Genomic DNA, 12,367 nt, shown 5'->3' with positions numbered 1-12,367 from the left:
GGGGCCGGATCGGGCGGTGGCGTCCGCTGGCATGCCGCGCTGGCTGCTGCGGGCGTTCGTGCTCGCGCTGGGGCTCTTCGGTGCGTATCAGATCCTCAGCTGGGCGTTTCTGCGCACCCTCGGTCTGCTGTTGAACATTCTGATCGCGTTCTTCCTGGCGCTGGCGATGGAGCCCGCTGTCGCGGGTCTTGCCCGGCGCGGTATGCGGCGCGGACTGGCCACCGCGCTGGTCTCGGTGCTCCTCCTGGCCGCCGCGGCCGGTTTCTTCGTGGCACTGGGGTCGCTCTTCGTCGAGCAGATCACCCGCATCGTGGAGAACCTGCCCAAATACGTCTCCGACGTACTGCGCTGGAGCAACGCCCACTTCCACACCGACCTGGACGTCGAGAAACTCCGTTCCAAGGTCATCCACTCGGACTGGGCGCAGAGCTTTCTGCGCAGCGGAGCGCAGAACGTGTGGGGCCTCTCCGCGACTGTGCTGGGTGGGGTCTTCCAGCTCCTGACAGTCGCCCTGTTCACCTTCTACTTCGCCGCCGACGGGCCTCGGCTGCGGGTGGCGCTGTGCTCCGTACTGCCGCCGGCGCGGCAGGCGGAGGTGCTGCGTGCCTGGGAGATCGCGGTGGCCAAGACGGGGGGCTACATCTACTCGCGTGCGCTGATGGCGCTGATCTCCGCCGCTGCGCACTACCTCTTCCTGGAACTGCTCGGGGTGCCCTATGCCGCTGCGCTGGCCGTATGGGTCGGGGTGGTCTCGCAGTTCGTGCCGACGGTCGGCACCTACATCGCCGGTGCGCTGCCGCTGCTGATCGCCTTCACCGTCGATCCCTGGACCGCGCTGTGGGTGCTGGTGTTCATCGTCGTCTACCAGCAGCTCGAGAACTACATCCTCCAGCCGCGGATCACGGCGAGGACGGTGAACATCCACCCCGCCGTCGCCTTCGGTTCGGTGGTCGCCGGAACCTCGCTGATGGGAGTCGTCGGCGCGCTGGTCGCGATCCCTGCCATGGCGACGTTCCAGGGCTTCCTCAGCGCGTATGTGAAGCGCTACGACGTGCCGGGCGAGCGGGTACGGAGAAGGACTTGGGGCCGCGCGGAGCGGGCCGGACGCGGACCGCGGTGGTGGCGCCGAGGCCATTGAACGAGGCGGTCTGTCGCCCGGTCACGGGCTGCACGCCTCCCTGAGACCGGCTTTCACCTGCGGTTTTCTGAGTTATCCACAGGAAAGCGGGGCGACTTGACGCAAAAATCGAACATCGATTCTTATGGAGGCTCCGGCGAGCACGCCCGCTCAGGCCATGGCCCAGTGAGCGCGGGTCCGGACCGATTGTCAGTGGCAGGCGCTAGCGTCGTGTGACGTGAAGCGATCGACTCAAGCAAACAACCGGGTGGCACCCATGGCAGGAACCGACCGCGAGAAGGCGCTCGACGCCGCGCTCGCGCAGATTGAACGGCAATTCGGCAAGGGCGCCGTGATGCGCATGGGCGAGCGGCCGAACGAGCCGGTCGAGGTCATCCCCACCGGGTCGACCGCCCTTGACGTGGCTCTCGGCGTCGGCGGCCTCCCCCGCGGCCGGGTGGTCGAGGTCTACGGACCGGAGTCCTCCGGTAAGACGACCCTGACCCTGCACGCGGTGGCCAACGCCCAGAAGGCAGGCGGCACGGTCGCCTTCGTGGACGCGGAACACGCGCTGGACCCCGAGTACGCCAAGCGTCTCGGCGTCGACACCGACGCGCTGATCCTCTCCCAGCCGGACAACGGTGAGCAGGCTCTTGAGATCACGGACATGCTCATCCGCTCCGGCGCGCTCGACCTGATCATCGTCGACTCGGTGGCCGCCCTGGTGCCCCGCGCCGAGATCGAGGGCGAGATGGGAGACTCCCACGTCGGTCTCCAGGCCCGGCTGATGAGCCAGGCGCTGCGGAAGATCGCCGGTGCCCTCAACCAGTCCAAGACCACCGCGATCTTCATCAACCAGCTCCGCGAGAAGGTCGGCGTGATGTTCGGCTCCCCGGAGACCACCACGGGTGGCCGGGCGCTGAAGTTCTACGCCTCGGTGCGGCTCGACATCCGCCGTATCGAGACCCTGAAGGACGGCACGGAGGCCGTCGGCAACCGCACCCGCGTCAAGGTCGTCAAGAACAAGGTCGCTCCGCCCTTCAAGCAGGCCGAGTTCGACATCCTCTACGGCATGGGCATCAGCCGCGAGGGCGGCCTGATCGACATGGGCGTGGAGAATGGCTTCATCCGCAAGTCCGGCGCCTGGTACACCTACGAGGGCGACCAGCTCGGCCAGGGCAAGGAGAACGCCCGCAACTTCCTGCGGGACAACCCCGATCTCGCCAACGAGATCGAGAAGAAGATCAAGGAGAAGCTGGGCATCGGCGTACAGCCGCAGGACCCGGCGGGTGAGCCAGGCGCGGACGCGGCGGGCAGCGCCTCGGCGGCTTCCGCAACGGCCGCCACGCCGGACGGCACGGACACCGCGGCTGCCAAGGCCGTCCCGGCCCCGGCAGCCAAGACGGCGAAGACGAGCAAGACGTCCAAGGCCGCAGCGGCCAAGAGCTAGCCCGTGACACGGCGCAGCGACTGGCCGGAGTACGCCCCGTTCCCGGAGCCGCCCGTGGCCTCCGCCTCTGGGGCCGGCGGCCCGGAGGCGGATATCGAGGACAGCGATGGTCCCGCTTTGTCGAGGGCCGAAGCGGGACCATCGCGTGCGTCGGCCCGAAGCCGGAGCCGGTCCGGCGGCCGCAGCCAGGAGCGGGAGGCGGAACCGGCGGATCCGGTGGAGCGGGCCAGAGCCATCTGCCTGCGGCTGCTCACCGGCACGCCCCGGACGCGTCAGCAACTCGCCGATGCGCTCCGCAAACGCGAGGTGCCCGAGGAAGCCGCCGAGGAGGTGCTGGCCAGGTTCGAGGACGTCGGCCTCATCGATGACACGGCGTTCGCCGCCGCCTGGGTGGAGTCGCGCCACCACAGCCGGGGCCTGGCCCGCAGGGCGCTCGCCCGCGAACTGCGGACCAAGGGGGTGGACTCGGCGGTGATCGATGAGGCGGTCGGCCGGCTCGACTCCGACCGCGAGGAGGAGACGGCACGCGCCCTGGTGGAGCGCAAGCTGCGCTCCACCAGAGGGCTCGACAGAGACAAGCGGCTCCGTCGGCTAGCCGGAATGCTGGCCCGTAAGGGCTATTCCGAGGGCCTTGCGCTCCGGGTGGTCCGGCGAGCCCTGGAAGAGGAAGGTGAGGACCCGGAAGTGCTGGAAGAGCACTTTCCCGGCCTCTAAGAAGCTCGCGCAGACAGGCAGATAGGGCGCCTGCTCATACCCGGGCGGCATGATGCGGGCCTCGACACCGAGATCTGACAGGCGTGTCTCACCTCGACCACTTCGGCTCCGCCGCGGAACTCAGCCTGCTGTCCGGCGCACCGATCGCTGGCCACATCGCCGATCTCAGCATCTGCCGAGCGGGCGGGGCCGGCGTACAAGCAGATCTGTCGGGTGTGGTGCAGCGCGGCAGGGCCTGTCCCGGCCCCGTGGGCGGGTGATCAGGGCACAGCTCGTCGTCGGGCCGCGGGGACGGTCAGGCCGCCGGCGCGAATGCGGTGATGGCGTCGACGAGGTCGGCCGGGGCTTCCAGCGGGATCAGGTGACCGGTGTGGGGGACCACCACGAAGTCGGCTTGGGAGAGGTAGGGCACCAGGTTGTCGCGGAGCACGCCGACGGGCTCCACCTGGTCGTGTTCTCCGGCGACGACGAGAGCGGGCACGCTGACCATGCGCGTGTGCTCGGTGATGTCCTGCGCGATGCCACGCAGCGGCCACTCGGTGCGGGCGGCGTCGGTGACGGTCCGCGAATCGGTCACGATCTGTGCCTTGACCGGAGCGGGCAACTCGGTCGCGGTGAGGACGTGATCCCGTGCCCCGGCCACGGACTCGGCGGAGTCGTAGGCGTGCGACAGGGCTTCCTGGTACTCGGGAGTGACCTGTGCGGGGGGCTTCGCCGGGCCGGAGCCGACGAGAACGATGCCGCGCAGGCCGGCGGGCCGGGTGGCCGCGACCAGCTGTGCGACCTTACCCCCCATCGAATGCCCCACCAGGACGTAGTCGGTGACCCCCGCATCCGCGAGCACGTCGAGCGTGTCGTCGGCGAACTGACCGAGCGTATAGGGACCGGGCAGAGCGCTCGACCGGCTCCACCCGCGGAAGTCGACCGTGAGCACGTCACGGCCCGCCAGGCGGTCGACGACAAGGTCCCAGGTGCGGGCAGAACCACCCCAATAGTGCAGGAACACCAGAGTCGGCCCGGTGCCCAGCTGATGGTCGTAAGTGGGCAGAAGCGTCTGCTGCGTCGTGTTCATGGTGGCTCTTCCGGTCGAGGTTCTAGGCGATTGCCCTGTGCATTCATTGAAACTTCTGCACCCGGACCGGGCATCGGCGTGACTGGTCGCCCGATGGTGAAAACTGGACACGTGAGCGTGATCCGGCAGATGACCTACCAGCCTGCAGGACGCCGCGCCGCCTCGGTTGAGACGATGACGTTCGGCCGCCTTCGCGAGCTGAACGACGGCGGCACGCAGCGCGCCGACTTCCACGTCCTTGCCGTCATCGACGCCGGACCCGGCTCAGTCACGGTCGATTTCCACCTCCATCCGCTCCAAGACCGGTCCGCGGTGTGGATTCCACCCGGCGCGGTGCACCGATGGGACGACATCGCCGAAGTGGCAGGGCACCTCGTGCTGTTCGTGCCGACCGCGCCGGTCACCCACACCACCCGAGAACTTGTCGCCTCCCCGGACCTGACCGCGCACTGGAGCATCCCCGACGCCGACTGGCCCTTCGTCGACACGGCGCGCAGCCATCTCCTCCTCGAAGCGTCCGCCCCGCCCAGTGACTCCTCGACGGAGCTGCCCGAAATCCTGCTCTCCGCGCTCATCACCCGGCTGCACCCACCGCACGCCGAAGTACGGCTCACACATCCGGTGTTCCGGTTGTTCCGCTCCAGCGTCGAAGCGCACTTCCGGCAACACCACGACGCCGGCTACTACGCCCGTGCGCTGGGATACGCGCCCCGCACCCTCTCACGAGCGGTGCAGCAGGCCACCGGCCGCACCGCGAAGGCGTACATCGTCGAACGGATCACCCTGGAAGCCAAACGGCTCCTCGCACACGATCGCCTCACCGCCGCCCGCTGTGCCGACGTACTCGGCTTCTCCGACGCATCCAACTTCTCGGTGTTCTTCCACAAGGCCACCGGCAAACGCCCGGGCGCGTGGCAGGCGACGGTGGCCGCCGAGTGAGGAGGTGCCCACAAGAACACTCACATCTGTGATCACGTGGCGTCACAAGCCCCTTGATCACCGGAACTCCGTGCTCGTCTCTCTGTATCGGTGCGCCACCGTGCCTACCCGCGCGGCCTATAAGAGGAGAAGGGACCAGGCGGCTGCTTCAGCGGTCCACCGGGCAGAGCCGCCGGGCCCTGGACTCGTTCTCGAGCTTCGCGTCCACGCAGCCTCCGGGCAGACCGGCGTAGGTCTTCTTGCCGAAGTTGGCCGTCACCGTCAGAGTGCCGTCACCGAATACCGAGCGCTGGACCTGATGGTCGCTGGTCAGCCGGCGGAAGTCCGTCATCCGTTCGGTGCCTGCCGCCCGGTGCAGTGGTGCGAAGTAGCGCTGCAGCGTGGCCATTTCCTTGCCCGTGGAGTCCAGATTGGCGTCCCCGATGACGAAATTGAGCGGGGTGTTGTAGAGCACCGACATCAGCGCGCGGTCCGTCTTCTGCGCCGGGAGCTTGTCGTAGGGCATTTCCCAGCGGTCGGTGTTGATCAGCGAGTCGTGCAGTGCGGTCTCGTAGAGCGGCACGCGGTAGGCCGGGTCGAACATGGACTTCGCCAGTGCGGCGGGCAGCTTGACGGGCTTGAAGAACTGGCCGGGCGCGTCGGCGGGATGGTAGGCGCCCCACTTCTTCTTGTCCTGCTGGAAAGCCCACAGCCCGTCGTTGACCGGAGTCTGTGCGCCGTGGTTGAACGCCAGCACGGGCGCCGACCAGGAGACGGCGGACTCCGAGCCGAGGACGAAGCCGTTCTTCTCGGCGAGGGTGCGCATGCGCGCCATCCGGTGGGCCCGGTCCTGCTTCTTGGTCATCGGATGGCTCGTGGAGAAGTCGCTGAAGAGCTCACCGGCGGCGTCCACATCAAGGAAGAAGCTGTTGACGCCGTCGTCGGTCATCTCCTTCGTGTGCTCGGCCAGATAGTGCTTCGTGGGCTCCGACTTGGCGAAGGCCGCAGAGCTGAGGTAGCAGCCGCGCCCGCCGAAGCCCGTCTTGACCTTGCCCTGCCGGTTCCGTACGCAGTAGTCCGGGTAGACCGTCCCCGGCCACTTCGCCACCGGGGTGTCGGCGTGCTCCGGAGCCTGGCCGTTGGCGTAGGAGTCGTAGGGGCCGACGAGATAGCCCTGCTTCTTGGCCGCGGACACCGCCTTGCTGCTCATGGGGTGGCCGTCCGCGTCGTAGCCGAGCCACAGCCGGGTGTTGCCCTGCTTGCGCAGCTTCCGTACGGCCTCCGCGCTGCGGGCACCGCCCCACACATAGGCGTGCTCGGCGCCGAGCAGCTTCTCGACCTGAGGATTTGCGGCGATCTTCTGCTTGAGCGTGCGCAGTTGGCCGTGCTCACGCAGCCAGCGGTGATAGTCGGCGGCCGGTGCGACGGGGGAGGCGGAGGTGAGGGAGAAGTGCACGGTGTAGTCGAGGGTCTTCTCGCGGCGGGAGAACTCGTGCTCGGCGGTCGCGCTCAGCTTTCCCCCGGCCGAGGCGAAGCCGAGCGAGGTGCCGACGCTCTCCGGGACGAGATAGCTGACGCCGTGTCCCCCTTTGGTGTAACCCCACAGCGGCAGGGTGAGGGAGCCCGTGGCCAGGTCGGCCTCGCTGCCCGCGAGGCCCGCCTGCTCGGAGTTCCAGAAGGTGTTCGTGGCCGGCACGGACAGCCCTTCGCCCCGGGGCACCTGCAGCGCGGCGTCCTTGCCGCCCGTACCGGCGCCCTTGCCGGTGACCGGCCAGGCGAGGGTGGCGTCCCGCCCGGAGTGCACCGTCATCCGCAGCCGCCCCCTTTCGCCGGCCGCGGTCACCCGCAGTCCCTTGGCGGGGTACGACCAGGAGGCGCGGGAGCCTTGCACCTCGACCGCGCTCGGTCTGCCCAGCCCTCCGGCGTCGGCCGCGGCGGCGGAGACCGCGACGGTTGCCCCGCCGTCGGTGCGGCCGGTGACCCGCAGCGAGGCGGTGTCGACCGTAGTGATGCCGCCCGCCACGGGGATGTCGACGGCGCCGCCGTGGATGCGGGGCGCCGCCGAGGTACGGGAGCCCTCGGCCGGGCCCGCGAAGGCGGCGTATCCCGCCGAGGCGGTCGTCGCCGTGACAGCAAGCACTGCTGCGATGCCGAAGGCGCGGTTGCGCCGCCTTCGCGCCGCCCCGGCGGTGTCCCGGTGTCCCCCTCGGCCGGGGTTTCCCTGTCGGCCGGCGTGGCTCTGCCCGTTGGGGAAGCCCCGTCGGCGGGTGTGTTCCTCTGCGCGGATGTGCTGCTGGTCCTCCCCGTGCGGGGAATTCTCGGGTACGTCCATGATCCGCAGCTTGAAGCCGCCCGATTAAGAGCCTTCTAAGAGCCACCGCGCAGGAACGCACACCACGGCGCGCCGACTCAGCCGTGCGCCCTCCGCAGGAGCCTGCCGCTCAGCTGTGCGCCCCACCGAAGCCGACCGCTCAACCGTGCGCCCCTCCGCGCACCCTCTCCGCGCAGCTCCGGAGCGCGTTGGGGCGCCCCGCGGGGAAGGCGGCGGCGAGGTGGCCGTCGGCGCGGACGGCCAGCACGGTGTGCGCAGCCGCTCCCGGATAGCTCTCGGCGACCAGCAGGGTGGCGCGCAGCGGCAGTGCTTCGACGGAGGCCGCCAGTTCGGGCATCATGCCGGCCGTCAGCCAGTGCCGGCTGTCCCACACCCCGGTGCCCGGCGCCACCAGCATGACCAGAAGTTCCCCGCCAGGGCCGCCCAGCCAGTCGTGCAGATTGCCCCGCGATCCGTCGGTCGCCGTGACGGGGACATCGCACACGGGTGCGCCCGGCGCCGTACCGACGGGCACCTCGCCGATACTGCCGCGCGGCGGCGTCAACGGCGTGCGGGCGTACGCGGGCGGCGCGCCCAGCAGGCCCCGCCCCAGGTGGCCGTCGGTGAGCAGGCCGAGATGGGTACGTGTGCCGCCGCCCGGGAGCAGCGCGCGCAGCCCGCCGCCGCCCCGTACGACGGGCAGGGCCTGGTCGACGGCGCGCAGCCGGGCGGCCATGGCGCCGCGCCGCTCCGTCTCGTAGCTGTCCAGCAGGGTGTCCGCCGCCGGGCCGTGCCCGTGGTGCCAGGCCAGCGCCAGCTTCCAGGCGAGATTGGCCGCGTCGCGCAGGCCCTCGTCGACGGATTGCACCCCCAGCGCACCTGTCAGATGTGCGGCGTCCCCGGCGAGGAAGGCCCGGTTCACACGCCAGTGCCGGGCCAGTCGCTGGTGCACCGTGTGAACGCCGGTGTCCACAAGTTCGTACGGGCCGATGCCGCCGCTCGCCCCAGCATCCTCGGTGCCGGTGCCGGTCTCGCGCCAGCCGACTCCGGCGGCTTTGCGGCGGACAGGAGCAGCGGCTGCGGCGATTGCGGTTGTTCTGGCAGCTGTCGCGGATTTCAGCGACTCCTCGGACCATACGGCGAGCGTGTCCGCCACCCGTTCCAGCATCTCCTCCGGAGTCACCAGGTCGCCGCGCGGGGGCAGCAGCCAGTCCAGCCGCCACCGTCCCCCGGCGAGCGGCCGGGCCGTCACCTCTCCCGGCGTACCGCCCGGATCGCGGTGCAACAGTGCGCTGCCCACATCTCCTGGCTCCCAGGCGCCCTCCTCGTCGTACTCCCCCTCCTCCCACGGCAGTTGCACCCGCAGGGCGGCGACCGCGTGCCGCTCGACCGCCGTACGGCCGGGGAAGCGCACCCCGAGAAGTTTGCGGACCATGGAGCGGGCGCCGTCGCAGCCGACCGCGTAACTGCCGCGCCACCAGGTGCCGGAGGGACCGCGGGTGTGCACGGTGACGCCGTCGGTGTCCTGTTCCAGCAGATCGACGTGGCTGCCGGTGACGATGCGCGCGAGCTTCTGGTCCGCCAGCGCGCTGCGCAGCGTGCGCTCCAGAGCGTGCTGTTCGACGTGCACCGGTGCCTGGTCCGGAGCGATGTCGACCTGGTCGACCAGCTGTGTGCGCCGCTGAGTGCGCCAGGAGCGCCAGCGCAGCCCGGGCAGTGCGGGGAGCACGGCGGCCGTGTCCGGGCGCAGTACGCAGGTGCGCGCAGCACGGGGCGGCGGATTGCCGTCGGTGGAGTCCAGGACGAGGGAGGGGACGGCGTGCCGGGCGAGAGCGAGCGAGAGGGCGAGCCCTACCGGGCCGGCGCCGACGATGATCACCGGATCCACAGTGTGGAAACCTCACAGCCCTGGTGGTGCTGACGGGGGCCGGGTTTCTCTGGGGGTGGAGCCTTGTGCGCGATCACGCTGGTATGCAACCCATTGCCTGAGCATGCGTCAAGTGAGGCCATCAGGAGTGCATAGAAGCAGTGAGGCGGGTGACTGCGATAGAAGCAGTGAGGCGGGTGACGGCGACCGGCCTCAGGGGCCGGCCCTCGTCACCCGCCTCGCCGCGGCGCGTGGACTCTGTCCTTAAGGTGCGTGTATTCAGTCCTTGAGGTTCCCGTCCTTGGCGTCGGGCACCGGTGTCAGGTCCGTGCCACCGGCCGCCGCCACCTCCTTGGGCTCCTTCGCCTCCGCGGGGACGATGCCCGCCTTGGAACGGCGACCGCGCTGCTCCACGAACTTCGCCAGCCAGGCGAGAGCGAGACACAGTGCGATGTAGATGGCGCCGAAGACGATGACCGTCTGGACGGTCGGATACACGCCGCCCACAGGAGTGTTGTTGGCGATGAGCCGGGCCGAGTACAGCAGCTCCGGGTAGAGGATCATGAAGCCCAGCGAGGTGTCCTTGAGGGTCACCACCAGCTGGCTGATGATCGAGGGCAGCATGGAGCGTACGGCCTGCGGGAAGAGCACCGAGGCGGTCACCTGGGTCTTGCGCAGTCCGAGTGCGTACGCCGCCTCGACCTGGCCCTTGGGCACCGCGTTCACACCGGCGCGCAGCACCTCGGCCTGGACGCAGCCGTTGTAGATGGTCAGGCCCAGAACGAGCGCCCACATGGGCGTCATCTCACCGAGGATGCCGACCCACAGGGCGAAGATCGTGATCAGCAGCGGAATCGACCGGAACAGGTCGATGAAGACGACCGCCACCCAGCGCACCGGCTTGTGGTCGGAAAGCCGTGCCACACACAGCACCACGGCGAACACCAGCGAGAAGACACCCGCCAGTGCGAACACCTTCAGGGTGGACAACAGGGCGTCGAGGATGTTCTCCCGGATGCCCGCGTAGTTGAAGATGTCCCACAGTTCGCCCTCGAACTGCCCCTTGTTGTACAGCCGGTAGCAGACCCAGCCGACGAGGCCGAGGACGGCGAGGGTGCCGACGACGGAGTAGATCAGGTTGCGGACGCGGGCCTTCGGGCCTGGCACGTCGAACAGGACGCTCGCGCTCATCGGGCGACCTCCAGACGGTTCTCCAGCAGCCGGAAAAGGCCGTTGATGGCGTATGTGATGACCAGGTAGCCGAGGGTGATCCAGATGAAGATGACGGCGATGTCGTAGCCGTCGTTGCTGAGCGTCTTCGAGACGTTGAACAGGTCGACGTTGTCGAAGGCGCCTGCGATTGCGGTGTTCTTAGTCAGTGCGATGAATATGCTGCTCAGCGGGGGTACCACCGTGCGGGTGGCCTGCGGGAGCACCACGATCCGCATCGTCTGGGTGAAGGTCATCCCGATGGCACGGGCGGCTTCCGCCTGGCCCATCGGCACGGTGTTGATACCGGAGCGGACGGCCTCGGCGACGAAGGACGAGGTGTAGAAGCCGCAGGCGCAGACGGCCAGCACAAAGGAGTTGATCCCCGGGAAGAGGACCTTGGGCACCACGAAGAACGCCACCAGGAAGAGCAGCGTCAGCGGGGTGTTCCGCAGCACGTTGACCCACAGCGTGCCGAAGATCCGCAGCGGGGGCACGGGCGAGACGCGGAAGCCCGCGATCACCAGGCCGAGCACGACGGCGAGCAGCGCGCTGACGATCGTCAGCCACAAGGTGCCGAGGAACCCCTCGCGGAACAGCGCCAGGTTGTCGAGAAGTACGTTCATGAATTCTCCGCGAGGAGTCGCGTAGGGACGGCGGAAAGGGCCGGACCGGGCACGGGGCGGTCACCCGCAGGACCAGAGCGGACGCCGGTGCGCGCGGTGTGCCCGGCAACAGCACGCCCCGCCCCGCGCGGCGCTGACGCCGGGGAGCGGGGCGTGGGGCATCACTTCTCGGTGATCTCGGGCGGCGTCTTGAACTTGGAGCCGGACTTGCCCAGCGTGGCGTCGTACGCCTTCTTGTAGTCGCCGTTGTCCTCGTGCTTCTTGATGGCGTCGGCGACGGCCTTCTGGAGGGCCTTGTCGCCCTTCTTCAGCCCGACGCCGTACGGCTCGTCGGAGAAGGGCTTGCCGACGACCTTCAGCTTGCCGGGGTTCTGCGCGGCGTAGCCCATCAGGATCGCGTCGTCCGTGGTGACCGCGTCCACCTGGCCGTCGAGGAGCTGCGAGACGCACTCGGAGTACTTGCTCAGCTCGGTGACCTTGGCGCCGTACTTGGGCTCCTTGATGGTCTGCAGCGGCGTCGAGCCGACGATGGAGCAGACCTTCTTGCCCTTGACGGTGTCCGGCCCGGTGACCGCCTTCTCTTCCTTGCGGACGAGGAGCGAGGCGCCGGCGTGGAAGTACGGGCCCGCGAAGTCGATCTGCTTCTTGCGCTCGTCGTTGATCGTGTACGTACCGATCATCAGGTCGACGTCGCCCTTGGAGACGGTGGTCTCACGCGCCCCGGAGTCGACGGTCTTCCACTCGATCTGCTTGGGGGAGAAGCCCAGGTCGGCGGCGATCATCTTGGCGATCTCGATGTCGAAGCCGGAGTACTTCTTGGTCGACTGGTCCTGGAAACCGAGGTAGGGCTGGTCGGCCTTGGCGCCGATGACGATCTTCCCGCGCTTCTGGGCCTTCTTCAGGACGGCGGAGTCGACCTTGACGTCCTTGGCGACCGAGTACTTCGGCAGCGCCTTCTCGTCGGTCTGGTCCTTCGGCTTGTCACCGGCGGACCCCTCCTTGCCACCGCAGGCCGCGGTGGCGGCGAGAGCCAGGACAGCGGCTGCCGCCGCGGCGGTCTTGTGGAACTTCATAGTGAACATC

At 69.0% G+C, this 12,367-nt stretch carries 10 protein-coding genes; 4 read left to right on the top strand and 6 right to left on the bottom strand.

Annotated features, from left to right (window positions below):
* The 3 genes from ITI46_RS13020 to recX form a co-directional block, all read left to right on the top strand.
* A partial coding sequence (locus tag ITI46_RS13020) for an AI-2E family transporter (RefSeq protein ID WP_247745908.1) occupies nt 1-1,138 on the top strand: 1,138 nt, incomplete at its 5' end.
* 256 nt (nt 1,139-1,394) lie between these two features.
* Complete coding sequence (gene recA / locus ITI46_RS13015) at nt 1,395-2,567, top strand: recombinase RecA (protein ID WP_209239668.1); 1,173 nt, start codon at nt 1,395-1,397, stop codon at nt 2,565-2,567.
* Between the two features lie 3 nt (nt 2,568-2,570).
* The gene (gene recX / locus ITI46_RS13010; protein ID WP_307808155.1) at nt 2,571-3,281 is read left to right on the top strand and encodes a recombination regulator RecX; all 711 of its coding nucleotides are present in this window, start codon (nt 2,571-2,573) and stop codon (nt 3,279-3,281) included.
* Nucleotides 3,282-3,576: 295 nt separating this feature from the next.
* Here the strand turns inward: recX and ITI46_RS13005 are convergent, their stop codons facing one another.
* Nucleotides 3,577-4,353: an alpha/beta fold hydrolase gene (locus ITI46_RS13005; protein ID WP_209239667.1), complete on the bottom strand. Its 777-nt coding sequence runs from the start codon at nt 4,351-4,353 to the stop codon at nt 3,577-3,579.
* Nucleotides 4,354-4,464: 111 nt separating this feature from the next.
* On the opposite strand from ITI46_RS13005, the gene ITI46_RS13000 reads away from it, so the two are divergent.
* On the top strand, nt 4,465-5,292 hold the full coding sequence (locus tag ITI46_RS13000) for a helix-turn-helix domain-containing protein (protein ID WP_209239666.1): 828 nt from the start codon (nt 4,465-4,467) through the stop codon (nt 5,290-5,292).
* Nucleotides 5,293-5,440: 148 nt separating this feature from the next.
* On the opposite strand, the gene ITI46_RS12995 is transcribed toward ITI46_RS13000, so the two are convergent.
* From ITI46_RS12995 to ITI46_RS12975, 5 genes are all read right to left on the bottom strand, one after another.
* The gene (locus ITI46_RS12995; RefSeq protein WP_209239665.1) at nt 5,441-7,603 is read right to left on the bottom strand and encodes a glycoside hydrolase; all 2,163 of its coding nucleotides are present in this window, start codon (nt 7,601-7,603) and stop codon (nt 5,441-5,443) included.
* A gap of 139 nt (nt 7,604-7,742) precedes the next feature.
* A complete protein-coding gene (locus tag ITI46_RS12990; RefSeq protein WP_209239664.1) occupies nt 7,743-9,470 on the bottom strand; it encodes an FAD-dependent monooxygenase in 1,728 nt (575 codons plus the stop codon).
* 258 nt (nt 9,471-9,728) lie between these two features.
* Nucleotides 9,729-10,640: an amino acid ABC transporter permease gene (locus ITI46_RS12985; RefSeq protein WP_209239663.1), complete on the bottom strand. Its 912-nt coding sequence runs from the start codon at nt 10,638-10,640 to the stop codon at nt 9,729-9,731.
* Nucleotides 10,637-11,284, bottom strand: a complete 648-nt coding sequence (locus ITI46_RS12980; RefSeq protein WP_209239662.1) for an amino acid ABC transporter permease — start codon at nt 11,282-11,284, stop codon at nt 10,637-10,639. The genes ITI46_RS12985 and ITI46_RS12980 overlap by 4 nt, the downstream gene beginning before the upstream one ends.
* Nucleotides 11,285-11,445: 161 nt before the next feature.
* Nucleotides 11,446-12,357, bottom strand: a complete 912-nt coding sequence (locus ITI46_RS12975; RefSeq protein ID WP_209239661.1) for a glutamate ABC transporter substrate-binding protein — start codon at nt 12,355-12,357, stop codon at nt 11,446-11,448.
* Between the last annotated feature and the right edge of the window lie 10 nt (nt 12,358-12,367).

The sequence above is a fragment of the Streptomyces oryzae genome (assembly GCF_017676365.1).
Lineage (GTDB): Bacteria > Actinomycetota > Actinomycetes > Streptomycetales > Streptomycetaceae > Streptomyces > Streptomyces oryzae.
This window is presented reverse-complemented; position numbering and strand designations above follow the sequence as displayed.

What these genes read in the sequence shown, in the direction of transcription:
- recA (WP_209239668.1), top strand. Translation starts at nt 1,395, where the DNA reads ATGGCAGGAACCGACCGCGAGAAGGCGCTCGACGCCGCGCTCGCGCAG.
- ITI46_RS13005 (WP_209239667.1), bottom strand. Translation starts at nt 4,353, where the DNA reads ATGAACACGACGCAGCAGACGCTTCTGCCCACTTACGACCATCAGCTG.
- ITI46_RS12995 (WP_209239665.1), bottom strand. Translation starts at nt 7,603, where the DNA reads ATGGACGTACCCGAGAATTCCCCGCACGGGGAGGACCAGCAGCACATC.
- ITI46_RS12985 (WP_209239663.1), bottom strand. Translation starts at nt 10,640, where the DNA reads ATGAGCGCGAGCGTCCTGTTCGACGTGCCAGGCCCGAAGGCCCGCGTC.
- ITI46_RS12980 (WP_209239662.1), bottom strand. Translation starts at nt 11,284, where the DNA reads ATGAACGTACTTCTCGACAACCTGGCGCTGTTCCGCGAGGGGTTCCTC.
- ITI46_RS12975 (WP_209239661.1), bottom strand. Translation starts at nt 12,357, where the DNA reads ATGAAGTTCCACAAGACCGCCGCGGCGGCAGCCGCTGTCCTGGCTCTC.